Raw genomic sequence first — 26,790 nt, 5'->3', positions numbered from 1 at the left:
TTTTCGTTTTAGGGCGTTTATTTTTCTTAAGTTGATGAGCATGGGGTTTGTGTAGCAATGGAACCCAATCACGCTATAAGGGGGTTCGACCGAGATACGTGTATTTTCTTAGTCAAGATAACGTGTATATCACGGCTGAACCCCTTTCTTTAAAAAAGAGTAAAAATTCCAAGGAAACTTAATACTACTAGTAAAAATTATTCAATTAGGAGAAAACACATGAAAAATATTTTTTTAAAAGTGATTATATCACTTTTTTTATTTGCAATATGTAGTAATTCTGTTACTAGTATTTACGCTGAAAGTACTGAAATGAGTAATAAAACTTTTTCTGTGAAACAATTAAAAGGGAAAACATCTTTTAATTGTTTCATTCCTACTGAGATTGCAAAAGACTGGAAAGTTGAATTAAAATATCCAAAGCATGTACATGAAAATATGGGAAAAGTACAAATACACTTTCTAGATAGAACTGGTACCAAATTAAAAGTTGCGGTTATTGAAAAAACAGCAAAAGAAATGATATTCAATCTGGTAATCATAAGAAAAGGGTAAAAGTAAAAAATATAGATGGTGTATTTCATCCCTTAATACCGACAAAAAGAATTAAAGATGTTAAGGGTGGTCAATTAACTTGGGTACAAGACGGAACAATAATTACATTGTTTAGTTCACGAATTTCTAAAGAAGAATTAATTACAATCGCTAAATCAATGAAGAAAATATAAAAAAGGTGTATATAGGGTAGCATTACATCGCTATAAAGCTAAGGTTTTGCACTATCCATAAAGCAAAAAAGGCGTTATCCTTTCTGTAGAATTATAGGAAAGGATGGCGTTTTTTATGTCTGTTTCTGTGTCTGACGAATTACAACTATTTGCTCAAGAGATTCAAAGTTTTTTATCTCCAAATACCTTGCGGGATCTTGCTAGAGATGTTGGTTTTGTACAACGAACCAGTAAATACCAAGCAAAAGATTTAGTAGCTTTATGTGTATGGGTGAGCCAAAATGTAACTATGACTTCTTTAACTCAGTTATCTAGCTGTTTAGAAGCATCAACAGAAGTACTCATCAGTCCTGAGGGACTGAATCAACGGTTTAATAAGGCGGCCGTCCAACTTTTACAACACCTACTAGCCGAACTACTAAGCAAAAAATTGGCCACATCTATACCAATTTCTTCTCCATACACTTCTGTTTTCAAGCGTATTCGTATTTTAGATTCAACGGCATTTCAACTCCCGGATGTATTTTCATCGGTTTATCCAGGTGCAGGAGGATGCAGCCATACAGCTGGGATAAAAATTCAACTTGAGTATGATTTGTTAAGTGGACAGTTCCTACATATTCATACAGGTCCAGGTAAACAACATGATCGCACTTACGGCTCTCTGTGTGCACCAACTGTGACAGCGAATGATTTATGTATCCGAGATTTAGGTTATTTTCATTTAAAAGACCTTCAATATATACAAGATAAAGAGGCCTACTATATCTCTCGTATCAAGTCGAATACACGTATATATCAAAAAAATCCTAACCCTGATTATTTTCAAGATGGAAGAATCAAGAAAGGTACAGAGTATATACAGATAGATATGGAGACGGTAATGAACTCTCTTCAACCAGGACAAACATGTGAAATAGCTGATGCTTATGTAGGTATGATTGATAAAGTGCCAGCTCGTGTAATTTTTCATCGATTAACAAAACAACAGCAACAAAAACGATTACAAGATCAAGCTGTAAGAGAAAAAAAGAAAGGAATGAAGTATTCTCCTCGTAGTAAACGACTCAGTGGTATCAATGTATATATGACAAACACCCCTACAGACATTGTCCCGATGGGACAGGTACATGACTGGTATTCTTTGCGTTGGCAAATCGAAATTTTATTTAAAACGTGGAAGTCATTCTTTCAAATCCATCATTGTAAAAAGATAAAACCAGAAAGATTGGAGTGCCATTTATATGGTCAGTTGATTGCCATTCTACTCTGTTCTTCTATCATGTTTCAGATGCGCCAATTGCTCCTCATGAAGAAAAAACGAGAGCTTAGTGAGTATAAAGCCATATATATGATTAAAGACTATTTTTTTCTTCTATTCCAAACTATACAAAAAAACACCCAAGAGCTATCAAGGGTGTTACTTCGCCTGTTCAATCTCCTACAGCAAAACGGGCGAAAATCTCATCGATATGAGAAGAAAACAGTCTTTGATATATTAGGTGTCGTTTACAATTGTACCATGTCTGATAATCAAGCGGCTTAATTCAAAAAAATGAAACAATCTCGCCTAAAATTGACTTTGTATAAGCTTAGCTTGATAGCGATGTGGTGAGACCCCTATAGGTTTTAGCAAATAAATCTGTCAAATAGCGATTCATAATATCAAAAACGTCATCTTGAGCATTTTGTGTATAGAATTTAGTGAATGCGACTAACATAGCTATACGACGTTCATCATTCATTCTAGCAATTGCTTGTGATGCATGCTGGGCGAGTTGTTGCATCCTTTTAACAGGAATTCTAGATGTATCCCAGTGCATTGCTCAAATGCTCTAAATGAGTTTTCTTTGTTTTCGGATCCGACTGAAGAAGGTTATCTAGCTTTTTGCGCTGCTCCTTACCGGAAAGGCCAGCATGTTTCCTTCAAAGCTGTTCTGACGCACGATTCCAAATATTTGCTACTAAATTTGTTAATACAGATACTCCCGGCAATAGAATCTTTTGCTCTATACATCTTGCCGTAGCTAAATCAAATAATATTCTTGGGCGCTCGTTATACAACCATGCGCGCATATAACCACCTAATTAAGCGCCAATGTCCAGACTGATCTGTAAAATCTCTATACTCATAAGTAAAACGTATTTCGTTCATATGGTCCCATTGACGCCGATTACTCGTGTAAGATGAAAAACGTTGTACATCTAGGTTTAGTTGGTCTGCCATATATGCGATGACCGTTTGTGAAACATCTGTAGGATTAGATAAAAATGTACCTAGGAACCTAACGGTTCCTAATTGCACAGCGAATCCGAGTTGGTTATGATCACCTCGGCGGTTCCAAGTAAGTTCTCTGTCTTTATCGTCTAGCTAAAAATATTTCGCTAATTGCTCTTGATGTTGGGGTATTACTAAAACAACCGTCTGAGGCTTCTTGTTCAGGCGTTAAAAAATCTACAGGCATAATCCATTTCCCCTGTTACATTTAGTAGTCTGCATCAAAAAATTAGTAAGATTCTATTTAGTATTAAGTCCAAGCGATTTTCTCTACTTCTCCCCGTAAATCAGCTTGCTTAGCTCTTACATAAATCATCGTAGTATTTAAGTTATCACGTCCCATAATTTGTGCAAGACGATGTAATGGTGTACGTTCTGTCATTACATAATGAAAACGATGGCGTAGATCATGTGCACTGAATCCTTCCAGTTTAGCAAAATTCATATATTTTTTAAGAATATGACGAACAGCTCTTTCTTGTAGCCGTTGTCCTGTTTTAGTAGAAAGGAACAAATAGTCTTGCTGCACATAGTTTGGTCCCATATACTCTTCTAATGCTAAACGAACGGTATTATTCAAGGGAACTTCCCGTTGTTTATTTTGTTTTCCAGAACGAACAATGACATGGCTACCACGCTTTCTTATAAAAATATCTTCTAGTTGGACATCACAAATTTCCTTGGAGCGAAGGCCTGTATGAAGCATAAAAATAATCATGGTTTTGTCACGAAGTGTTCCGTATTTTTCAACAGAATTATTAGTGAAGCGTTTTCTTTAACCGTCATTTGCTTTGGGCTCGTCTTTACTGTTGGAACAAATTTAATCGACTTGGAATAATTCGTTTGAATAACTCCTTGCTCCTTCTCCCAGTTAAAATAGCACTTAATAGAGTTTATTCTTCTATTAATTGTGGCCGGATTTAGAGATTTGGGAATTTGAATGTGTTCTCGGTACCTTGCAAATGTCCGAGCAGTAATTTCAGTTGTCCGGAAGAAAGTTTCTTCCGAGATATTTCCCCATACATGTTCAAACCAGAATATAAAATCTTCAAGATCACTTTTATATTCTGTAAGTGTTTTTGTATGCAAATTTCCTTCAAGAGATAAGCTAGAAATAAAATTTGAGATAAAAGATGTTCCTTGTGTTGAAATAATCTTGATTGATCACTTAGATTAGCGGACATTAAAAATACCGAGGGTAGGTGTAGCATATGGCTGTTTGTAGATAAGAGTTATATTGATTGATTGTCTTGGTCACCAAGATGAAAAAGTAGCATTTGATTTTTTAGAATTCTTTGTTCAACGTTCCAAGCGAAAACCTGTAGACTGGGAAAAGATTGATCGTGCAGAACCAGATGATGAGCTCTTATCTAAACAAAAACTGGAGCAATTAAACATTGAAGAAGGATATGTATCAGGTGAGGGAGTAAAACGTGAGTTCAGACTACAAGTTGATTTACCATAAATCTGCTTTAAAGTTTATTTCAAAGCAGGAGAAGTCCGTACAAAAGTGAATTGCTGAGGGATTAAAGGGGCTTCTGGAAATCCCTGCTGAAGGGGAGATGAAAGGTTATACGGAATTTTATCGACTTAGGGTGCGAACCTTTCGGGTTTTATTTGAAATAAACTATGACGAGAAAGTAATATACATACAACCAATTGGCAAGCGTGGTGACATCTATAAATAACAAGAAGATACATAAAAGGAAGAGATGATTAGAAAATATATGAGATTGCTTCAATTGAATGATAAACAATTGAAGCAAATAAACGAACTTCGTAAAGTTTGTAATCTAGATACTTTAGTACAAAAGGATAAGATGGGACGCTGTATGCGATGAAAGTCGCACGTACGGTGTTGGGTGGGGGAAAAGGTGGAGATGATATCAAAGCCGTACCTATCACGCACGAATGTAAAAAGTCCTAGAAGGGGCTAGGACTTTTTACATAATAAATCTATCTGTTTTTTAAAGGACGTACTAAATATAACATATGAATTTTTTAAAAAAGCAACAAAAAAGTGCACGGAATTGTTATTGGGTTAAGAAGGTTTTAGATTATAAGGAAAATAAAAGAGCCTGTTACAACTAATAGGCTCTATGTACAAGGGATTCAAAGAATACAGTCCAGAGAAGGTCTTGCAGTCCAAAGATTTAATATTAATTTATTCGAAAAAAATTAAAAATACGAACAAAAAAGCTATTTGGTAAAAAACTTTCATTAATAAAAAAACGTATACAAGTGCTCTTTGTATACGTTCCATTAAAAACTATGTCTTGTACATTTATTCTATGCATGCCTCATGTGAAAGGTGAACATATTTAAACAAAAAAGCTTTTTAGTAGAAATCATTTAAAAGACGATAAAAACATAGGGTATTACCAGTACATTACCAGAAAAGAGGTTGAATTTCCACGTATTCGGTGTTGAGAAAAATTTTTTTGAAAAACTTCATTTGAAAATAAATATACATGTGAAGTTAACAGGGCACATGTGCCAATGTGCTCTAAGAAAGATGTCCTAAGAAGGGAATCTTAGGGATTTCCAATTGTATTATAATATATGCTTGTCATTTTCAAGTATGAATGAAATAAAACAAAACTTTCATTTTGTAGAAAAGTGGTGTGATAAATGTATATTGAAACACTAAGAAATAAATTGAAGCAAGATTGCAAAGGAAAAGCGATGGTACGTAATGTGGGATTAGGACACTTCTATATTTACCTGACAAGCTCAGACGATATTTTTACAGCAAGAAGTAATGTCCTAGAAGTGCATAAAGTTTGCGAAAAAAATGCTAAGTATGATGAGCGTACAGAGCATATTGATGAAAAGTTGTATAACTGCTGCATCCATGGTTAGGTGCAAGTTAAAAGAGCAGCTAGCAAAGCTAACTGCTCCAATCATAGGATACGTTAAGAAATGTGTTTGTTAATGATAGGTCAGACTATGCAAAAGACATGTTTGTGCGATTTTCTGAAAACTATAACATCACATTAGATGAGTGGAATCATGATGTAGACCATGTTCATATTTTGTTCAAGGCACATCCGAATACAGAAATGGCAAAATTCATCAATGCTTATAAGAGTGCAAGTTCTCGACTCATTAAATGAGATTTTCCACAAGTAAAAAAGAAACTTTGGAAAGAACTGTTTTGGTCAAGAGGTTTTTGCTTATTAACTACTGGTGGTTCACCCATAGACGTGGTAAAGAAATATATTGAAAATTAAGGTGAAATGTGAGGTGAAATGATATGACAAAGCATAATAAAGCCTATAAATTCCGCTTGTATCCAACTGAAGAACAGGCATATCTTATGCGTAAACCCTTTGGTTGTGTACGTTTCGTGTATAACAGAATGTTCGCTGAACGTAAAGAAGCGTACGAAAAATACAAAGATGATAAGGAAAAACTAAAGGAACAAAAGCTACCAACTCTTGCGAAATACAAAGCAGAATTTGAGTGGTTAAAAGAAGTTGATTCATTAGCTTTGGCAAATGCTCAACTAAACTTGCAAACTGCCTATAAGAATTTTTTTAGTGGTCAAAATGACTTTCCTACATTCAAAAGCAAAAAAGATAGAAAATCATATACAACGAATGTAGTAAACGGAAATATTATGTTGCTTAATGGTCATATCAAGTTGCCAAAATTGAAAATGGTACGTATTAAACAGCATCGAGCAATACCACAAGACCATATGATCAAGTCATGTACGATTCCTATGACACCTACTGGTAAATACTATGTGTCCATCTTGACTGAATACGTAAAAAAGATTGTACAAAAAGAAGTAGAAACAATTGTTGGACTAGACTTTGCAATGGAGGGATTATACGTTAGTTCTGAGGATGAGAAAGCCAATTATCCTAAGTTTTATCGTAACATGTTAGACCAATTAGCAAAGGCACAACGAGTATTATCAAAACGTACTAAAAATTCAGAACGTTGGAACAAACAACGTATTCGTGTAGCGAAATTACAGGAGAAAGTAGTTAACCAACGTAAGAATTCCCTTCATCATGAGTCTAAAAAGTTAGCTACTCATTTTGATGTTGTAGCTATTAAGGATCTAAGCATGAAAGGAATGTCGCAATCACTTCATTTTGGAAAAAGTGTCGCTGACAATAGTTGGGGTATGTTCACTTCTTTTTTAGCTTATAAACTACGCGAACAAGGCATTTCGCTCGGCTGTCTTGGGACAAATTCGTTAGCTATCAAAAGTAACGACTAACTAAGAAGCCCCCACTTCAAACAGTCCGTTAGGACGTGAAGTGGCGGGTAGTTCACATCACTCCTTAATACATTAGCTAGTAGTGCATAGAAGCTCTTGCTTCCACCAAAGCCTAGAAAAAACAATAAGTACAAAATGCTAACATTTATGTACCCACCATGTGTCTCTCAATTATTAATCATGTACCTAATTTTTTATTTTTATTGACTTTTGTAATAGAGGATGGTTCATCATATGGAAAAGACTCCTAAAAATTTCTTATATATATATTAATAGATAAATGAAAAGTTCTAACAACTTTGTTAGAACTTTTTTCGGATACTTTCTAGGGATTTCGTAAAATAACGAAAGTAAATACATCATAAATAATAACAAACGTACATAAATTAAAAAAATTTTAAAAGTAATCTTATTTTTCGCACAAAAAACACCCAAGCAATAACGAAGATTCTGATTCGCCTGTTTACCCTACCACAGAAAAATGGTAGGAATTCTCACAGATATGAGAAGAAGACAGTCTTTGATATTATGGGTGTTGTCTATGAGTATAATAGGTTCGGAAAACAAAAGAAAGCTGCATAACTTTTAAAATGATACCTAACTAGATATATTTGGCATGCTCATTTTTAAGCTTAAATAGTTTTTTAGTTTGTTTGAACAAAAGTTCATTTTGTTTCCGCTCTTAAGTTGATGGGCATGTACACAGCCCCCCCTAACTGGGACTTTTAAACAGAAAAAAGCCCGCCTAAAATTGATGTTTTACTATTTTAAAAAGGAGTCCCCTGACGAAAAAAGATAAATATTGTTTTATTTTTATGAATTGTTTCGGGGGATATTTATATTATGAGTATAGAATACTATTCTATAAAACCGAAATGAATATGTTTTTTCTAAATAACAATCTTAATTACAAATATACATAGTCATTATTTCTTTTTTGACCAAGATTATTCCTAATTTGCGCACAGTACATATTTTAATTAAACTAAATTCATATCAGCTACAACAGTGTTTAAGATAGGAGTCTATTATTTAAATAGAATTTAGATATGCATACTTTATAGTAGTAATTATCTTCATTTCTATGATTTTATACAATTCAAATGTATGTATTTCTAAATTTTCATATTAACCAACATTATCCATTTCTGATATTAATACATGGAAGAGAAAATACTCAATATCTCGTGATTTAAGACATATATAATTAGGACAATAGGAGAGAGAATAGGTGGAAAAATTCATTAATATAGACCGAATTACAATAAATAGAATTTTACTATATAAAAATTACTTTGAAGATTCTAGTAATATATTTTACAAAACATATATTGCTAGTAATGGTTTAAGTTCATTCCATTACTCTAATGAAGTTTTACAATTTCAAAAAGATTTAAAAGAACATAAGTTTTTATTAAATGTTGATTTTGTAAGAATATCTAATAAAAGCCAATTCGCTAAATATATCAAATATCCAAACTTGATAACGAATGCTAGTTTCGAGACACTCCGAAAATTATTAACATATCATATTTGTAGGGAAGAATGGTGTGAAGGACATCTAGCTAATATGATTGATCGAAGACAAATTGTTAAAATTTTATTCCGCTTAAAGGATTTTGCAAATAAGGGATAGCACAATTATTCTTGTGTAACTCCATTTTTGAGGGCATGAATAACTGTGGTCCTAAATTAAGTTAGATTTTTGAACAATTCATAAGGAGTAGCCCTCTGAATAAATTTTTATTTATGACGAACTAGCTAAATGGAATTTACTTCCTTAATTGTGTGCAAGGGGATACCCCAACGGTTGGTGGGAGATGAATTCCGGTTTGCATAGCCTAAAAGCACTTCATTTTATTTTTCGTATATTTTGATATAATTATTCTTATAAGTTATAAAGGTTGTTATAAAAATTAAATTAGATAGTAATAATCATTCATTGTTCATATTAAATTATCACCGTGTATTCGTCGAGAAATACAGAAGCAATGTATTGAGTGAGGTCTAGGAAATATTGAAAGCATACAAATATCGTATCTATCCAAAAACTTTCGCGTGTGTTCGGTTTGTATACAACAGGATGCTGAAAGGATTAAACTTTTTCAAGAATCACAAGATAAACCTATCAAACACCTTACCTATGCATAGTATAAGACTGAATTTACGTTTCTAAAAGAAGTCGATAGTCCTTTGTTAGCCAATGCCCAAATGAACTTGAACAAAATATATGCTAACTTTTTTCGTAATAAATCCGCTGAATTCCCCAAATTTAAAAGCAAAAAAGATAACTACCGTAGTTACACAACGAATAACAAAAAGAGAACAGTTCACATTAAAAACGGTTATATGGAAACTCCAAAACTAAAGAAGCTGGTACGAATGAAACAACACAGGTTATTTCAAGAATTGATTAAGTCTGTCACGATATTCCTTGTGATTTGTATTAGTCTCTTTTTTCAATATAAAGTGGTGGAAGAGTTAGAATAAAAATTTAAAATATCAAGAAAAGGACATTAACATACAACGTCAATGTCCTTTTCTTGATATTTTTCGGATAAGAACTGTAACTCTTATTTTTTACTGTTTTCGCATACTACCTGATAATACGAGTGCACCGTAAAATAATAGTACCCTACATAGATAATACAGTATATCAAGATACTAACGCCTACAGGTATCAAAATACCTGACGGTAAAAAGGATGTAAACAGATATGAAAATCCTTGGAGTGCAAATAGACTATGCAAAATCCCAAATAATAGTGGTGTAAGAAAAACAATACCGATTTGTTTTTGGATACCTTTTTTTATTTCTTTCTTAGTCATTCCAATTTTACGTAACATCATATATGTTTGTTGATCCTGATAAGCTTCTGCTATTTGCTTAAAATAAATCATAGATCCTGTAGCTAATAAAAATATAACTCCTAAAAAAATACCTATAAACATCAAAGTACCTGTAATTGTCATATTTGACTTAAAATTTGTGTAGTAATCTTGGAATGTCTCTTGTTCAGATGGATTAAAAATACTTTGTAGTTGGGTTGTCAGCTCTGCACTACGTTTTTGATTTTTCACATTTATATTTGCTATCTGTTGTATGTCTGCAGTAAATTTTAGATCTGTATAAATAGAATCTGGAACTACTACTACTAAATCCATCACTTGGTCCAAATTAGATATTTTATCTGAATACGAATGTATAATGGACAATGTATAGGAATTTTGTTTTGAAGAAAATGTAACTTGTCCACCTTTATAATTCGAAAAATAAGGGTCTACTATCACTGCTTCGTTAGGTTGTAGCGACAGCTTTTCTGTTTTTGGTTCTTTTTTCATTAAAGAATTTTGATTAAAATCTGTTTGAGACATTATGTGAAACTTTGATGGTAATGTTACCGATACACTTGAAAAATCCCCTTGTACGGAGATTAAGTTAATTCGAACTTGATCTATAATAGGATTCGTTTGTCTTTTAGAGACAAACGTTTGCTGAATTTCATCATCAATCTTTTTATCTTTAGGTACCACATAAGAGTAACTATACGGTCGTTCTTTCTGTGAAGAAGTAGCTGCATTATAATAAAAAGAAATTGTAGTTCCAATGGCTGTTATTGTTACTGCGCTTAAAATTGCAATTGTAGCTAATGATTTCGCATGACCTTGTATGCGGTAAAAAAGCTGTGACATCGTAATAAGATTGACGCCCTTGTAATATTTATTTTTGCTATTCTTAGCTTTTTGTAATAGAAAAACCATGGCGAAAGAAAAAAATAGATACGTACCGAATACAGTAGCAAATAATATATAAAAAGCGACTATTAATGGAGGGAAAATTGTAGCGAATCCATTTCGAATTGTGATGGCAAGAAAATAACCCGATCCGATTAAGAAAATAGCTAATAATGCTTTATTTTTAGAACCACTTGGGACAATCTCCCCTTTTTTGTCTGATTGTATTAATTCAATTAGTTTCAATTGATACATAAAACGATATCCACGTATGGAAGTATAGAGAGTCAAGAAAAAGAATACCAAACATGTATGAAATATACTTTTTATTGAAATTGAAAAATTGGTTGGAATATCTAAATCAATTGTTAATACTAATCCTTTAAGAACGATAGGTGAAAGTATACTTCCAATTAAAATACTCATACCTAAGGCAACAGTTCCTATTAGTAAATTCTCAAAAAATAACATTTTCCCAATTTTTTGTTTGGATACACCTAACAAAGAATACAAACCTGCTTCTTTTTTCCGTTTTCTTATAAAGAATTGATTTGAATACATAATAAAGATTGAAACAAATAGCAATAACAATACGCTGGATAGCTGAAAAGCTCCGCTTACAAATTTTGATATATCTGCTTCTTGCTCCATTTGATTACTATATTGTAGCGTTACAAAAATGAAATACATGACCATGCTGCAAACCATAGAAAGAAAATACAGTGTATATTCTTTTATATTTCGTGCCACATTTCGTAAAGCGATTTGATACAATGTCAAAATCTCTTACCCCCTAATTACTTACTCTTACTATCTATGAATGCTATTCTTATAGAATAGCATGGGAGGTATTCGTCTACTATCTGTATAGCTTACATAAACCTTACATTTTTGTAAGCTTCTATTTCGAAAAAAACTGTTCAAATAAGAACAGTTTTTAAATTTGACTACTATCTTCTATATATACAAAGAGTTTATAAAAATAATATTTAAAATTTTAGAGAAGTAAAATATTAAATATTATTGAATTTGAGGGATACTGTAGTTAATTGTTTGGATTTTTGCAGCAGGTTAAAATATTTGCTTAGCTTTTCACAAAAATATATTTCACATAGATTGAGGCATAGATAAACTATCTTTTTTAAAGAACCTTACAAAAATGTAATGCTATTGTCACCTAATGAAATAGTAAAAACTTTTAGCATACTCTAGAATACAAAGTGTTCATACAAAAACAATAGAATAAAATGGAGAGATGAATGTCAATGAAAACAAAATTGTCAAAATCCTTATTTGTATTTGGGAGTGCTATGTTATTAGTTATGGCTGCATGGGTATATGCCATTATGGATTACGGTACACCAGATGAATTCAGTAAAGAAGCTTGGCCAAAAACCAAGGAAACAGCTAAACTAGCGACTATTGAACACTTTAAAAAAGAAAAAAATGTGGATGTTGTAATTAATGATATTAGTTTTTCAGGAGAGTATGCAACACCTGAAATATATTTAGAGGGACATGTCACTGGCAATGAACAGAAGAAAATTGCTGCTACTGTAAATTCTTCTGAAAATTATCAAGTTGAAATTACATCTAAAAACTAACAGTAAATCTTACCTTACATTCCTATGCTTATGAATGAAAAAGGTATTCTTTGCATAAAAACACATTTCAATTCTTTCGCTTGAAGAAAAGATAATGTGTTTTTTGTGCGTTCAAGAAAAAATATGTATTCTATCATTAAATAAGAAACCCTTAGTACTGCTGTTCTGTTCCACATAGGTAATTTCATCAAGGACATGGTAAAGAACTAATTTAATGGATGTGATAAGAAAAAATAATATAAGGAACTTATATCCTCTAATGTTTTTTAACGAAATAATGCTTTGAAAATAATCTTGACTATTTTCCATGTGACAACTGCATCCCTAATAGTCTGATAATCTTACAAAATAAAATTGCAACATAACTGTTTTTTGAATTACTATATACATTTAGGGTATCACTAAAGGTACTATTATATTTCCATATATATTAACGATAATAATTAAAATTTCATCCATTAAAACAGTTAATTAATGTATATTCATAAAGGAGAGTAGCATGAAAAAATTTTTAAAAATGTTTGCGGGTTTATTCATAACATTTGTATTGATTATTTTAGTAGCCATCATCTTCAATAAGAATTATCATACGAAGTTTGAATCGTTGAATGAAACTGATCAACGAATGTTGCAAGAATTATCAACTATATATAAAAACTTTGAAGAATCTAGTGATAAGCTTTGGAATGGCAAGTATCATTTTGAAAAAAAACCGTTAATTCTAATACGTACTAATAAAGATGGAGGAATGATACGTAAAGAAGCTTATGCTTTAAATGTGAAACAAATCGAAGACAGTGTATTTGCAAAGGAGATACAAGTCCCTAAATCCTTACATTTACCTAAGGTATATCGTTTAAGTCGTTTTGATCTTAGAACGCTTTCTACATGGTTTCCTTCAAATTTTGGGACAGTAGATATTTCAAATAATCAGATCTTTTATTTGAAATATTATCCTAAAATGTTTAGTAATCCAGATTTATATTTTGATTTCCCTTCCTTCTTATTACATGAATCTTTTCATGCTTATAAACAAAAAGATTGGGCATATGATGCAAATGGCGGAGAATATATTGATGATTATCCTGTAAATAAAGAAAATTATGCGTTAATGGGATTGGAATTTAAGCTATTAGATAGAGCGATGATAGATAATAATCCAGAAACATTAAAACGAATTTTAAATGATTGGACTATTGTACGTAATTACCGCTATAAAAAATGGCCACAACTAGTTGGTGAAACAAAGGCAGAAGCGATGGAAGGTTCTGCACGATACTTAGAATATCGTTATAGCAAATTAACTGGTGGAACCCTTACGATACTAGCAAAAAAAGAGAATCCTTATCATGTTACTTTTATGGAAGCATTCAATTTTATTGCTAATGGACAAGCGGAGTCTCCAAGTTTCTTAGAAAGGGATATTCGGTATGAAACTGGCTCAGCTCTTGAATTAATTATGGATAAAGCAAATATTCCATGGAAAGAAGCTATTGAGGATAGTTCAACTAAACGAGGAAAAACACAATATGAAATTTTAAATGCATACTTTAAAATAAATGATCCTTATATAAATGAAAGCAGAATAAACGAAATTAAAGAGAACAACGATTTTGAGATACTTTTAGAACAAGGAGAAAATTAGTTGGAATAAGTAGCTCTGTAGGGCAGTAAAGAAATGTAATATGAAAAAGAATTTCCTTTGGAAAGCTAACTGAAGGGGATTCTTTTTTAGTTTATAGATATATGAAGAATCTATATTGATGAAAATTTCACTTTTCTTATTTATTTTGTACTTCCCAACACAATTCCTTCTAATCCATAGCTTAAATGCGTACAAATTGTGTCTATACGTACAATTTTACCGAAATAATATGGTGACCATGCCCATCAAGCTAAAGAATCAAAATCCCCCCATAACGAAAATTCTATTGATTTGAAGTAGCTTTGCTCATCTAAATTTGATATTATGTTCAAGCGTAAAATACATAAGGGGGATTAGGAATATGGAAAGACCAGTTGTTATTGAGGAGTATACACCGAATTGGGCACTACAATTTAAAGAAGAACAAAGGCTTATAAAAGGTACAATGGGAGATAAAGCTATTACAATTGAACATATTGGAAGTACATCTGTTGAAGGATTAGGAGCTAAACCAATATTAGATATTATGATTGGAGTTCATAATTTAAAAGAAGTAGATGAGTTTATTGAACCTTTAAAAAAGATTGCATATGAATATGTATTTCATAAAGAGTTTCCAAACAGAAGGTTTTTTAGAAAGGGATGATGGAGAGCGGGAACACATCATTTGCACGTTTATGAACTAGGGAGTGAAGAATGGAACAGTAATATCTTATTTAGAGATTATCTAAAAAACCATCCTGATACACTCCAACAGTATTATCAATTAAAACAAAAATTAGCTGAAAAACATCATCATGATAGAGTCGCATACACAAATGAAAAAGCGCCATTTATAACAGATATTATTCAGAAAGCTAAAAATGAAATTAACTTCCGCTAACGAAAATCATGTAAATATATAAAGTTATCAAACGACTATATGAGGTACCGTCGCATCACCATAAAGATAAAGTTTTACACTATCCATTAAGTAAAAAAGACGTTATTCTTTTTGTAGAAATATACAGAAAGGATGGCGTTTTTGTATGAATCTATCGATTCAGGATGAGTTTCATTTGTTCGCTGAAGAACTACAGCGATATTTATCTCCTCATATTCTTCAACAACTTGCACTAGAGACAGGTTTTGTAAAACGTAAAAGTAAGTATGGTGCACGAGATTTGGCTGCTTTATGTATCTGGATTAGTCAACAGGTAGCAAGCGATTCTCTTACTCGATTATGTAGTCAGCTTTATGCAAATACAGCCACACTTATAAGTCCAGAAGGACTTAATCAACGTTTTAACAGATGCGCTGTTTTATTTCTACAGCGTGTATTTTCCCTTTTAATCAAAAGCAAACTAAACGATTCGTCTCAAATCACAAACCAATACACCTCTTATTTTCAACGTATACGTATTTTAGATGCTACTATTTTTCAAGTACCCAATCATTTGGCCCCTATTTATCCTGGTTCAGGAGGATGTGCACAAACAGCCGGTATTAAGATTCAGCTAGAGTATGATTTACATAGTGGGAAATTCCTCAATTTTCAAATCGAACCGGGTAAAAATAATGATAAAACCTTTGGTACAGATTGTTTGGATACCTTACGCCCAGGAGACTTATGTATTCGAGATTTAGGATACTTTTCTCTAAAAGATTTAGACCAGATGGATCAACGAGGGGTATTCTATGTTTCACGGTTGAAATTAAATAATAGAGTGTATGTAAAAAATGAATCTCCAGAATTTTTTCGGGATGGGACAGTAAAAAAGCAATCTTTATATGTTTTACTTAACCTTGAAGATATTATGCATCAGATAGCACCAGGAGATACTTATGAAATTCAGAATGCCTATATTGGACAACAAAAATTACCTTCACGAGTTGTAATATACAGACTCACACTAACTCAAATTCATAAACGTAGGAAACAGCAGACTTATGTTGAAAAGAAAAAAGGAGTTACATACTCTGAAAAAAGTAAACGTTTAACAGAAATCAATGTTTATATTACCAACATACCATGGGAAAAGGTTCCGATGGAACATGTCCATGAGATTTACTCTCTACGTTGGCAAATAGAGATTGTATTTAAAACATGGAAATCTCTATTTGGTATCAATCATTGTCACAAGATTAAGCGAGAGCGTCTAGAATGTCATCTTTATGGAAAGTTAATAGCTATTTTTCTTTGTTCTTCCACTATGTTCAAAATGCGACAGCTTTTACTACAGAAAAGACAAAAAGAATTAAGTGAATATAAAGCAATTTATATGATTCAAGACCACTTGTACCTAGTATATGAATCTATACAAAAAGACACCCAAGAAGTATCAAAGATTTTCCTTCGCCTTTTTGACCTCTTACAGAAAAACGGGCGGAAATCCCATCGATATGAGAAAAAGACAGTCTTTGATATTTTAGGCGTCATTTATCAGTACACTACATCCAATCTAAAGCAGAAAACTGCATAATCTTTAAAAATATACCTGATCAAGGTTTATTTGGTATGCGTATTTTTAAAAACAAATAAACAAAATATCAAGTATATATGTCAACATACACAATTTATCATTTTAGCCAAGAAGACTTCTTCCTCAAGGAACGCGAAGTGAGTAGGTGGGAGATGAATTGGCTTCGGACAAGGGATGGCGGGATGCCATCTTAATTGTTCGACATACATAAAGTGGTACTTTGCTACCTATCGAATGTATGTTTGTTGTATAATAGAAACATATCGAAATGGAGGTGAAAGGAATGATGATCAATAAAGCATATAAATTTCGTATCTATCCAAATAAAGCACAAGTGAGCTTAATCAATAAAACGATTGGTTGTTCTCGTTTTGTATTCAATCATTTCCTATCTCTATGGTACATGCTCTGCCAAACTCCCTTCCATGAAGAAAGAGTTTGTTTGGCTAAAAGAAGTGGATAGCATTGCTATTCAGTCGTCTGTTCGCAACCTTGCGGATGCTTATACACGCTTTTTCAAAAAAACAAAACCGTGCCCCGCGCTTTAAATCTAAGAAGAACAACGCACAATCTTATACCACAAAACAAACAAATGAAAATATTGCTGTTGTAGGAAACAAAATAAAGTTGCCGAAACTAGGTCTTGTTCGATTTGCCAAAAGTCGCGAAGTAAAGGGGCGTATTTTAAATGCTACGGTTAGACGGAACCCTTCTGGCAGATACTTTGTGTCATTATTAGTTGAAACAGAAGTGCAAGAACTTCCGAAAACACATTCCTACATTGGAATGGATGTGGGACTAAAAGAATTCGCCATTTTGTCAGATGGAACAACCTATAAAAATCCGGAGTTTTTTCGATCGTTAGAAGAGAAGTTAGCGAAAGCGCAGCGTGTTCTTTCGAGAAGAATGAAAGGTTCTTCTCGCTGGAATAAACAGCGAGTACAGGTAGCTAGAATTCATGAATACATGACAAACGCTAGAAAAGATTACTTGGATAAAATCTCGACTGAAATCATTAAAAACCACGATGTTATCGGTATAGAGGATTTGCAAGTATCGAATATGTTAAAGAATCATAGGTTAGCAAAAGCAATTAGTGAGGTATCATGGTCACAGTTTCGAACCATGTTGGAATATAAAGCAAAATGGTACGGCAAACGAGTCATTGTCGTATCGAAAACATTTGCTTCCAGCCAATTATGTTCTTGTTGTGGATATCAAAACAAAGACGTTAATAATCTAAACCTACGTAAATGGGACTGCCATTCTTGCCTTACACACCATGATAGGGATATTAACGCAAGTATCAATCTAAAGAATGAAGCGATAAGGCTTCTAACCGCAAGGACTGTGGAGCTAGCCTAATAAATTAGAGTTCGATAGAACTCTTTACTTAGGAATCCCCCTCTTCTAAACGAAGTGAAAGTGGGGGTAGTTCAATCAAACGATTTGTTTCCATTTGCTCTTTCCAATCCGTCTGATGATTCTGTTGCAAAGTTTTTTAAATGAGAGCACACTCTAGACAAAAGAATAAGGAGAATCACAGATGAAATATTTTAAAAGGAAACACTTCAAAAAAGATAATATTTTGGTAGCCGTCAGCTACTACTATCGTTTTTCTTTAAGTTAGCAGGGATCACCATACATACCCCCACCCACTTAAGAATCTTTACTCCCTCAAGTGTAAAAAACGTTATTCTTTCTAAACAAGCTAGATAGAAGAATAACGTTTTTTTATGAATCTTTTAATCCAAGATGAATTCAAACTTTTTGCGAAAAAACTCCGCCAACATTTAACACCTTCTCTTTTGGGAGAACTCGCTTCCGATCCGTATTTAGCACGACTACAAGCTCAAATTGATAAATTCAGATTCAAAGTTAAAGCTGTAGCTCTTGATGCAGGCTATTTTACAGGTTATATCTGTAAGAAACTATCAGAACAGAATATATTTATGGTGATGGGGTATCGCCGATTTGGAAAATGAAATCAAGAAATTCCGAAAAATAAATTTAAATAGAAAAAAACAAATGTATTTGCTTGTCCGATGGGATTTTAAAATATGTGCCCAAAGAACTACATGGCGATTCATATGCTCGATTTCGAGGGCTTAAGTATGTCAAAATGGAAGCATAGCTCACAGCAGTCTGTAAAAATATGAAGGGCTATTTTCTATGATTTTTTTGTTTTCACTCAATAAAATTTAAAAAGAACAAAAGTCAAATTGAATTCTTTTATTATTTGCTAACTATTTTCTTCTAGAATACGTTCAACCTCATCAACACTTAACTTGCTTGCTTTAGCAATTGTTTCAAGTGGCACACCAAGTTCATGCATACCTTTGATTATCTGTATTTTCCCTTGTTGAACCCCTTCTTGAATCCCTTCTTGAATCCCTTCTCGAATCCCTTCCTTTTTCCCCTCATTACGAGCGTGCGCAAACTTCGCAGCCTCATCCATTAAAGCTTTTTCTCTTGCTTCATATGCTTGACGGAAAGAAGAATCTTGGCTCATACGCTCCCATTTACTCATTGCTTTTTGTAAAATTGGGTCTTGATTCATGGCAATGTCCTCCAATGTTTGAGTAAGTCGTTCATCTTCGTTCGCTGGTAGTAATAATAACCAACGTACAAAGGAATCCTTCCACGGATTTACTTGTTCATTACGCCACTGTTGCATTAATTTAGGAATTTCTACAATGTGGACTTCTATGTCATCGCTTAATACTTTTTGTTGTTGCTGATTCCATAGGATTCCTGTTGTATGAAATGCTTCATATTCAGGAAACATCACAAAGTTTAATAAATTAATCGTGATTGTTTTATGAAGTAAGCTATAAGGCATCCCTTTTTGTAATTGAGAAGTGTATAACCTTCCCCAGTAATACAAACTTCTTTTAATCATGTCATGATTATTATTGAGTTGGATTTCTACATTTACTTTTGTTCCTGTATCTAATGTGGCTGAAATATCTAAAATCGATAATTTATCTTCCTCGTGTTCTCGATGCAAGTGTGGGTCTTCTAATTGTAAGGAAACAATTGGTGATTCTAATGAATCTTGTAACATTGCATTTAAAAAGGCAATGAGAATATCTTCATTTCCAGTTGTACCAAATAATTGTTTAAAAGCAAAATCAATACGTAAATTAACTAATTGTTGATTGGGCATGAGTTTCACCTCCCCATCTCATATGATGTTTTTCTTTCATTTTACATAAAAAGGTGGTAAACATGCAAACAAGCTCTTATGTACATTGACATAAGAGCTTGTTTTACACCATACATAATTAACAAATTAGTTGGCTTTCATAGAGATTGAAAAATTGCCTACGTTAAGAAAAACTCACATTTTGTATACAAAATACTAGAAAGAAAACCCATATACAAATTCATACAACACGATTCATTTCAAAAGATAAAGCACCATTTTTCTTCATTTATTAACCAAATGAAGGATTGTCTACTTCATTCTTTTGAATTACTATTAACATTACATATAAAAAATGCAACATTTCTATTCTTACGGTATAATAAAAAAGATTAATCACCATACACTCCTATTATGTGGGATTGATAGAAAAAATCCCCCTAGAAAGGGAACTTTTTTTATTATCTTATTCAATGATATATCGGCTATTCTCTGACACATATAAACTTGTGGTATTAATTTTTATACTACACTTCCCTAACCGCCGCTTTACTTTTAATTGTAGTTTCTCATTTGCTTCCCCTAAAAAACGTGCTGGAATAATCGTAGATTGTGAGCCTGTTATCTTGCCACCATACATCACTGAAAATTCTAATTTATATCGATGTATCATGGTTTCTTCACTCCCTTTCCCCTGAGTTCATTCACAGATCATTTTTATTTATCGCTTGCTCCTGTAGTTCTTGAAGATAGGTACGTCTCTATGATATATAGCGGATTTTTCTTAATCGGATAATTACAATATCAAAAAGGCTTGCAGGAAAATATCTTGTGTTTCCCACAACATGCATAAATAAAGCAGACTACGAGAAAAAGTAAGACATGGCCAATAATAAATTCAGCGCTTATCATTTGTTTCTTTCCAATGGCGTCTATTCCTGCCAAAATAAATGTACAAATTCCTAAACTTAGCAAAATATATGCGAGAACCTTAAAAAAATGATTCTCACACCCCTTTCCCCCTAAAAATCTATTTAAGCTATCTAAAATACCGAATAACAAAGATAATCTCATTCAATACAAAATGATGACTCATTAAAATTCGATTACAAGCGAATCTACAACATCATTTTCTCTGAATTGGAAACACACGTATCTCATTATACAAATAAAACCTAGTTACACTTAATGGGAGTAAGACATTCCCTAATAGGGGCTAAAAATTTAAAATCTTTTTCTTCTACAGCACTATATAGCTTAATAATGCAGGTGGAAGAGAACCTTTCAATACCGTATACATTTGAATTTTCCCCTTTCATAAAAAGAAATTGAATAGTTTTATTGTGAGGTAATAAGAAAACCCATATACATTTCTTATATTTTGGAAGAGATTTAAAAAGTTAAAAAGAAGGATTTGCAAATGTAATTAGCTATATATGTGCTATGTGGTTTAAGTGATTTAATTGCTTACTTCCATGACATGGTGTACTGAATTTATGAAGCTACAAGACGTGTGGGTATGAGAGTCATATATGGAAGGTTAAGATATTTAAGTTTTCTACTTATATCAGTATTTGGTGTGGGATTTATTATACATTGGGTTTTTCTTGCTTTAATTTCATTAGATCAATTCCTTGGTTTGAGTGTAGGGAGTATTACGTTAATGATGAATTTTTTGTAAAGAAATGTAGTCTGGAGCTATTAATAGTTAATTCATACTTTTTTCAGATGAATATATCGATATTATTGAGATACTTATTTTTTGCTTATGTTTTTTTAATCAATGACTCAGAAGAATTGAAAGTAAACTAATAGCTAATAGTTTACTTTCATTTTTGTAGGAAAACAAAAAGAACTTGTAAAAAAAATTACAAGTTCTTTTCTAGATAATATAAACTGAAGGGCAAAAAAACATCTTATTACCAAAAATAGGAATTACTATATCTTAAGAGTACTAGGACCTCTGTATTATATAACAGATAGTGAACTTCCCCCACTTAGTAGCTCTTACGGGCTACTTGAAGTGGGGGCTTCTCGGTTAGTGGTTACTTTTGATGGCTTACGAATTCGTCCTAAGACAGCCGAGCTAACTCCCTTACCCCAAAGGTTATTTTGTTGCTATTTATACGAAGGCAGAGACAAAATAAAAAGCAAAGTCTTTTGGCTACGCCAAACCGAAAATCATCCCCCATCTACCGTTGGACTATTGCCCTGCGCACGCTTGAGGAAGAAGAATTCGTTAAAATATAAAAATTAAATTTTATATTTTTCGTAAAAAATGCCTATTTATTAGTAAAATATGTGTTTTTACAAGCAAACTTAAGATTATTTTATAGAATAGTAAAGTAGTATAAATTCATGAATAAATAAAGGTGAAATATAATTTTATTTTAGAGGTGTAATAAAATCACTTTGATTAAACCAGTAGCATTTTTATTCGAAGCATTCTCTATACTATTCCTTTATTTTTCATGAGAAAATATTTTCTATAAGGAGAGATTATATATATGGATTGCAATGATCCTTGTAATCAGCGGTTTAATCCGTTCTCACCATCACCTAGTTCGAATGGTTGTGGCAGTTGTTGTCAAACAATTCCTATTTCCCAACAACAACTTTCCCAATTGATTACAGTACTCACAAGTTTAAAGACTCTAATACCAGCTTATGTATCTGATCCGTCAGATGAAAATCGATTAGCATTACTCAATGTATTTACTCAATTATTAGACTTATTCAACTCCTTAATCCCTTCTCCTGAAGGGAACTACGTCAAACAATTCATTCAAAGTATTATCACTGTCTTACAATCGCCTACCTCAAATACAGCGCAATTACTGTCATTATTACCTCCATTTTACAACGCATTAGGTTCTTATTTATTCTGTTTAAAAATGGATCCTAGCACTTTACAACTTCTTTTAAATTTATTAATCCAATTAATTATCGAAACTCCTGGTTCAACAGGAGCTACAGGACCTATAGGACCTACAGGGGCTACAGGGGCTACGGGGGTTGGTTTATCTGGAGTTGTACCATTTAATCCAGCGGATGCACCAGGGTATCCAGCAGGTCAAGTAGTTACAATTGATGGAAGCACTTATATTGTAAATGTCCCGAGTCCAGATGGTACTCCTGGATCATCACCTGATTATACTTTGATAGCAGGTACAGGGTCCACAGGACCTACAGGAGCTACAGGATTAGACGGTACTCCTGGACCTACGGGATTAGATGGTATTCCTGGACCTACAGGGGCTACGGGATTAGACGGCATTCCTGGACCTACAGGGGCTACGGGATTAGACGGTACTCCTGGACCTACAGGACCTACGGGATTAGACGGTACTCCTGGACCTACAGGACCTACGGGATTAGACGGTACTCCTGGACCTACAGGGGCTACGGGATTAGACGGTACTCCTGGACCTACAGGACCTACGGGATTAGACGGTACTCCTGGACCTACAGGACCTACGGGATTAGACGGTACTCCTGGACCTACAGGACCTACGGGATTAGACGGTACTCCTGGACCTACAGGGGCTACGGGATTAGACGGTACTCCTGGACCTACAGGGGCTACGGGATTAGACGGTACTCCTGGACCTACAGGGGCTACGGGATTAGACGGTACTCCTGGACCTACAGGGGCTACGGGATTAGACGGTACTCCTGGACCTACAGGACCTACGGGATTAGACGGTACTCCTGGACCTACAGGGGCTACGGGATTAGACGGTACTCCTGGACCTACAGGACCTACGGGATTAGACGGTACTCCTGGACCTACAGGACCTACGGGATTAGACGGTACTCCTGGACCTACAGGACCTAATTTTGCTGTTGCCTCATTATTTAGAGACTCCTCAACAACTACAACAATGACTGTTGCACCATTTGATCCAGTAACTTTTGAAAGTGATAGTGCAATTACTAATATTACTATAAATGATAATACAGCATTTACCATTGGTAGCACCGGAACTTACGTTCTTAGTTTTACTGTAAATGTAGGAGCAATCACGACAGGTGGCGATACAGCATTTGGTATTAATTTGAATGGAGTTCCATCTATTGGTTACGCAATCTCAGCTTCTCTTCCAACAACAGGAGGCCCAATATCTACCACTATCATATTACCTTTAACAGCTGGAACTATAATCCAATTAGTAAATCTTAGCGGTGCTGATAGAACTCTAATAGCTGCATCGGGATCGGATGGAGGTAGCAGAAGATTAGCGAATTTAAGTATTTTTAGAATATTTTAATGTGAATTTATAACTAAAAATATGCAATTTCAGACATGGGATAGCATCTAGAATACGAATTTGTTGGTAATAAGAGAAGAGATGGTTCGAAATAAAATGTACCCTATAGAATAGACACTTAAAAAAAGTCTATTCTATAGGATATTTCTGGTATAATAAGAGGGGAATTGGGATCGGAGAATGTTCAAAATGATCAAACAGCTATTTACAGAAAGAGAAATTCAAATTTTATCGAGTAACCCATACGTAAAATCTGTAGGTCAGAAAGGTATCACTTATACAGAGGAATTTAGGTGTGTTTTTATTGAGGAAAACGAAAAAGGAAAGCTACTTCGAAATATTTTTGAAGAATGTGGCTTTGATATAGATATGATTGGAATGAAACGAGTTATGTCATCAGGAAGTAGATGGCGGGCTGCTTATAGAAAAATGGTGTATTTGGTTTGCGGGATACACGAACCGAAAATGCTAGAAGAACTCTTGAGAGAGAGCTTACGTTAGAAGGGAAGTACGCCCGTTTAGAAGCCGAACGAAACTTACTAAAGGTGGAAAATGAATTATTAAAAAAAACCAAACTTATGGAGGGGAGGATGAGAAGGAGATAACGTTACCACCTAGTCAGAAATTCATCTTGATTCGTCCTGTCATCATAAAATACAGTTTAAGGAATATGGTCAGTCATTTGTGTAAAGTAGCTAGTGTATCCCGTTGGGGATACTTTAATTTTTTTCAATTTCATCTCAAGAACAACAGAAACAAAAGAGCGATTGATGACATTGGCGGGTCAGTTTCAAGTTGTCTACAATTTAAAGCGTATCCATAGAATCATGAAAAAATATAAGATTGTCTGCCCGGTTCGCAAAGCGAATTCTTATAAAAGAATGCTGAAAGCCACAAAAGAACATCGAGTAGTACCAAATCGATTAAATCGGGAATTTAAACACCCCCCCCAGGAAAAACACCTCTTACAGATATCACTTATTTAGTTTATGGTAAGAATAAAAGGGGCTATTTGTCTACAATTTTAGATGGCTCAACCAATGAAATTTTAGCTTACCATGTTTCAGAACAGCTGACGTTAGACATCGTAACGACAACCCTTCATAAACTAAAAAGGAATCAGAGGATTCGATTGACTGAAGGTGCATATATTCATTCAGATCAAGGGGCCCACTACACAAGTCCTACCTATCAAAAGCTAGTCAAAATGCCTCCACTTTTTCTTTCGAATCTTAGCTTGTATCCCCATTTTTCTCATTAAACGATATACTCTTTTGTGATTTACTTGTAAACCATAATACTTTGTGAGTCATATACAAATTCTTCGGTAACCATGGCTACCATTTATATCTGGATCAGATAAAACCAGGAGATACTTATGAAATTTGTAATGCCTATATTAGACAATAAAAATTACCCTCACGAGTTGTAATATACAGACTGACATCGATTCAAACTCATAAACGTAGGAAACAGCAAACCTATGTTGAAAAGAAAAAAGGAGTTACATACTCTGAAGAAAGTAAACGATTAACAGAAATCAACGTTTATATTACCAACATACCATGGGAAATTGTTCCGATGGAACAGGTTCATAATCTCTACTCACTACGTTGGCAAATAGAGATTGTATTTAAAACATGGAAATCTCTGTTTGGTATCAATCATTGTCACAATAATAAGCGAGAGCGTCTAGAATGTCATCTTTATGGACAGTTAATCGCTATTTTTCTTTGTTCTTCCACTATGTTCAAAATGCGACAGCTGCTACTACAGAAAAAACAAAAAGAATTAAGTGAATATAAAGCAATTTATATGATTCAAGATCATCTGTACTTAGTATATGAAGCTATACAAAAAGACACCCAAGACGTCTCAAAAATTTCCCTTCGCCTGTTTGACTTCTTACAGAAAAACGGATGGAAATCCCATCGATATGAGAAAAAGACAGTCTTTGATATATTAGGTGTCGTTTACAATTGTACTATATCTGATAATCAAGCGGCTTAATTCAAAAAAGGAAACCCGTTAGAGTTTATTTCGTATGCGAATCTTTAAATTCCCTACGCATAGCCTTTAGAAAAAAGAAACAACCTCTACTATAATTGACGTTGTATGAGCTTAGCTTGATAGTGATGGGGTGAGATCCCTACTAGTTAGTGAAAAACACATGAGTCAATCTGTTAAATTTAAAACAATTCCTCAAACGATTGATGCAACTCCAAAAACAAAAACAGTTAGTTTGGAAGAGAAAATTAAAATCACAAATGATAATTTAAGTGGATTTCTTAATATTAAGAGCGGTGATGATGTGAAATTAAAAAAATTTTCATATTCATGGCTTGCGAATGTCGTAGGTGATTCAAGTATAGAGATTACTCTAATAGATAAGTATGCTAATGTGAAAAAGTATGATGTCCCAGTTAAAAGTGAAATGGGGAAGTACAATTTTTTTAAGAGGAAATATAAACCTTTCAGTGGGAGCCTCTACACTTCATAATGAAAAGGAGCAACACGCAGGTTTACATCATGTCTATTATGAAATAATAAAAGATGGATATAACCCACTGCATGTGAATCAGTTAAGTCCCCAAAAGATTATTGTGAAAAATGGAGACTCTAAACAAGAATTGATGCAAGAGCTACAAAACAGCATTGATTTAAATTTTATATTATAATATAA

16 protein-coding genes and 13 pseudogenes are annotated in these 26,790 nt (G+C 33.5%); 21 read left to right on the top strand and 8 right to left on the bottom strand.

Annotated features, from left to right (window positions below):
• Positions 1–219 precede the first annotated feature (219 nt).
• Both NHG49_RS30970 and NHG49_RS30965 read left to right on the top strand, forming a co-directional pair.
• Positions 220–728, top strand: a pseudogene (locus tag NHG49_RS30970) (DUF4367 domain-containing protein).
• Positions 729–843: 115 nt separating this feature from the next.
• Positions 844–2,274 (top strand): IS4 family transposase, encoded by a 1,431-nt coding sequence (locus NHG49_RS30965; protein WP_258127205.1) that lies wholly within the window; start codon positions 844–846, stop codon positions 2,272–2,274.
• 73 nt (positions 2,275–2,347) lie between these two features.
• Here NHG49_RS30965 and NHG49_RS31830 read toward each other — a convergent pair.
• The 3 genes and pseudogenes from NHG49_RS31830 to NHG49_RS31595 form a co-directional block, all read right to left on the bottom strand.
• Positions 2,348–3,193: pseudogene (locus tag NHG49_RS31830) on the bottom strand (DUF4158 domain-containing protein); the annotation flags it as partial.
• Positions 3,194–3,256: 63 nt separating this feature from the next.
• A complete protein-coding gene (locus NHG49_RS31600) occupies positions 3,257–3,724 on the bottom strand; it encodes a tyrosine-type recombinase/integrase (RefSeq protein WP_308665818.1) in 468 nt (155 codons plus the stop codon).
• A complete protein-coding gene (locus tag NHG49_RS31595; protein WP_308665816.1) occupies positions 3,721–4,095 on the bottom strand; it encodes a hypothetical protein in 375 nt (124 codons plus the stop codon). Before NHG49_RS31595 ends, NHG49_RS31600 begins: the two co-directional genes overlap by 4 nt.
• A 148-nt stretch (positions 4,096–4,243) precedes the next feature.
• On the opposite strand from NHG49_RS31595, the gene NHG49_RS30945 reads away from it, so the two are divergent.
• The 7 genes and pseudogenes from NHG49_RS30945 (at position 4,244) to NHG49_RS30905 (ending at position 9,419) form a co-directional block, all read left to right on the top strand.
• Positions 4,244–4,471, top strand: coding sequence for a hypothetical protein (locus NHG49_RS30945; RefSeq protein ID WP_258127202.1), 228 nt, complete (start codon positions 4,244–4,246; stop codon positions 4,469–4,471).
• Positions 4,472–5,637: 1,166 nt separating this feature from the next.
• On the top strand, positions 5,638–5,868 hold the full coding sequence (locus tag NHG49_RS30935) for a hypothetical protein (protein ID WP_258127201.1): 231 nt from the start codon (positions 5,638–5,640) through the stop codon (positions 5,866–5,868).
• Positions 5,869–5,924: 56 nt separating this feature from the next.
• A pseudogene (gene tnpA, locus NHG49_RS30930) lies at positions 5,925–6,239 on the top strand (IS200/IS605 family transposase); the annotation flags it as partial.
• 23 nt (positions 6,240–6,262) lie between these two features.
• Positions 6,263–7,198 (top strand): annotated as a pseudogene (locus NHG49_RS30925) (RNA-guided endonuclease TnpB family protein); the annotation flags it as partial.
• 468 nt (positions 7,199–7,666) lie between these two features.
• Positions 7,667–7,825 (top strand): annotated as a pseudogene (locus tag NHG49_RS30920) (IS4 family transposase); the annotation flags it as partial.
• Between the two features lie 649 nt (positions 7,826–8,474).
• Positions 8,475–8,879, top strand: coding sequence for a DUF6508 domain-containing protein (locus NHG49_RS30915; RefSeq protein ID WP_258127200.1), 405 nt, complete (start codon positions 8,475–8,477; stop codon positions 8,877–8,879).
• Positions 8,880–9,260: 381 nt separating this feature from the next.
• Entirely contained in the window at positions 9,261–9,419 is a 159-nt protein-coding gene (locus NHG49_RS30905) for a helix-turn-helix domain-containing protein (protein ID WP_258127198.1), read from the top strand.
• Between the two features lie 397 nt (positions 9,420–9,816).
• Here the strand turns inward: NHG49_RS30905 and NHG49_RS30900 are convergent, their stop codons facing one another.
• The gene (locus NHG49_RS30900; RefSeq protein WP_258127197.1) at positions 9,817–11,757 is read right to left on the bottom strand and encodes an ABC transporter permease; all 1,941 of its coding nucleotides are present in this window, start codon (positions 11,755–11,757) and stop codon (positions 9,817–9,819) included.
• A gap of 479 nt (positions 11,758–12,236) precedes the next feature.
• On the opposite strand from NHG49_RS30900, the gene NHG49_RS30895 reads away from it, so the two are divergent.
• The 7 genes and pseudogenes from NHG49_RS30895 to NHG49_RS31825 all read left to right on the top strand — a co-directional run.
• Positions 12,237–12,581 carry a phosphoglycolate phosphatase gene (locus NHG49_RS30895; RefSeq protein ID WP_258127195.1) on the top strand — a complete coding sequence of 115 codons (345 nt, stop codon included), beginning with the start codon at positions 12,237–12,239 and terminating at the stop codon, positions 12,579–12,581.
• 499 nt (positions 12,582–13,080) lie between these two features.
• A complete protein-coding gene (locus tag NHG49_RS30890) occupies positions 13,081–14,226 on the top strand; it encodes a hypothetical protein (RefSeq protein ID WP_258127194.1) in 1,146 nt (381 codons plus the stop codon).
• Positions 14,227–14,587: 361 nt separating this feature from the next.
• A pseudogene (locus tag NHG49_RS30885) lies at positions 14,588–15,109 on the top strand (GrpB family protein).
• A gap of 145 nt (positions 15,110–15,254) precedes the next feature.
• A complete protein-coding gene (locus NHG49_RS30880) occupies positions 15,255–16,688 on the top strand; it encodes an IS4 family transposase (protein ID WP_258127193.1) in 1,434 nt (477 codons plus the stop codon).
• 283 nt (positions 16,689–16,971) lie between these two features.
• Positions 16,972–18,053: pseudogene (gene tnpB / locus NHG49_RS30875) on the top strand (IS200/IS605 family element RNA-guided endonuclease TnpB).
• A gap of 181 nt (positions 18,054–18,234) precedes the next feature.
• Positions 18,235–18,315, top strand: a pseudogene (locus tag NHG49_RS30870) (IS6 family transposase); the annotation flags it as partial.
• A gap of 196 nt (positions 18,316–18,511) precedes the next feature.
• Positions 18,512–18,703: pseudogene (locus NHG49_RS31825) on the top strand (IS5/IS1182 family transposase); the annotation flags it as partial.
• A gap of 227 nt (positions 18,704–18,930) precedes the next feature.
• On the opposite strand, the gene NHG49_RS30860 reads toward NHG49_RS31825, so the two are convergent.
• From NHG49_RS30860 to NHG49_RS30850, 3 genes and pseudogenes are all read right to left on the bottom strand, one after another.
• Entirely contained in the window at positions 18,931–19,857 is a 927-nt protein-coding gene (locus NHG49_RS30860; RefSeq protein ID WP_258127192.1) for an Rpn family recombination-promoting nuclease/putative transposase, read from the bottom strand.
• 445 nt (positions 19,858–20,302) lie between these two features.
• Positions 20,303–20,509, bottom strand: a complete 207-nt coding sequence (locus NHG49_RS30855; RefSeq protein ID WP_258127191.1) for a hypothetical protein — start codon at positions 20,507–20,509, stop codon at positions 20,303–20,305.
• Between the two features lie 88 nt (positions 20,510–20,597).
• A pseudogene (locus NHG49_RS30850) lies at positions 20,598–20,811 on the bottom strand (hypothetical protein).
• 1,532 nt (positions 20,812–22,343) lie between these two features.
• On the opposite strand from NHG49_RS30850, the gene NHG49_RS31590 reads away from it, so the two are divergent.
• Together NHG49_RS31590 and NHG49_RS30825 are read left to right on the top strand one after the other, a co-directional pair.
• Positions 22,344–24,107 (top strand): collagen-like repeat preface domain-containing protein, encoded by a 1,764-nt coding sequence (locus tag NHG49_RS31590; protein WP_308665813.1) that lies wholly within the window; start codon positions 22,344–22,346, stop codon positions 24,105–24,107.
• A gap of 180 nt (positions 24,108–24,287) precedes the next feature.
• Positions 24,288–25,314, top strand: a pseudogene (locus NHG49_RS30825) (DDE-type integrase/transposase/recombinase); the annotation flags it as partial.
• On the opposite strand, the pseudogene NHG49_RS31820 reads toward NHG49_RS30825, so the two are convergent.
• Positions 25,306–25,404 (bottom strand): annotated as a pseudogene (locus NHG49_RS31820) (IS3 family transposase); the annotation flags it as partial. The pseudogenes NHG49_RS30825 and NHG49_RS31820 overlap by 9 nt on opposite strands.
• A 53-nt stretch (positions 25,405–25,457) precedes the next feature.
• On the opposite strand from NHG49_RS31820, the pseudogene NHG49_RS30820 reads away from it, so the two are divergent.
• The 3 genes and pseudogenes from NHG49_RS30820 to NHG49_RS30810 all read left to right on the top strand — a co-directional run.
• Positions 25,458–26,117: pseudogene (locus NHG49_RS30820) on the top strand (IS4 family transposase); the annotation flags it as partial.
• A gap of 160 nt (positions 26,118–26,277) precedes the next feature.
• Positions 26,278–26,607 carry a hypothetical protein gene (locus NHG49_RS30815; protein ID WP_258127190.1) on the top strand — a complete coding sequence of 110 codons (330 nt, stop codon included), beginning with the start codon at positions 26,278–26,280 and terminating at the stop codon, positions 26,605–26,607.
• On the top strand, positions 26,585–26,785 hold the full coding sequence (locus NHG49_RS30810) for a hypothetical protein (protein WP_258127189.1): 201 nt from the start codon (positions 26,585–26,587) through the stop codon (positions 26,783–26,785). The genes NHG49_RS30815 and NHG49_RS30810 overlap by 23 nt, the downstream gene beginning before the upstream one ends.
• Positions 26,786–26,790: the final 5 nt, after the last annotated feature.

It is taken from the genome of Bacillus sp. IBL03825 (assembly GCF_024712505.1).
In the GTDB taxonomy this organism is placed as follows: domain Bacteria; phylum Bacillota; class Bacilli; order Bacillales; family Bacillaceae_G; genus Bacillus_A; species Bacillus_A wiedmannii.
The sequence above is the reverse complement of the archived record's forward strand: the minus strand, read 5'-3'. Positions and strand labels throughout refer to the sequence as shown.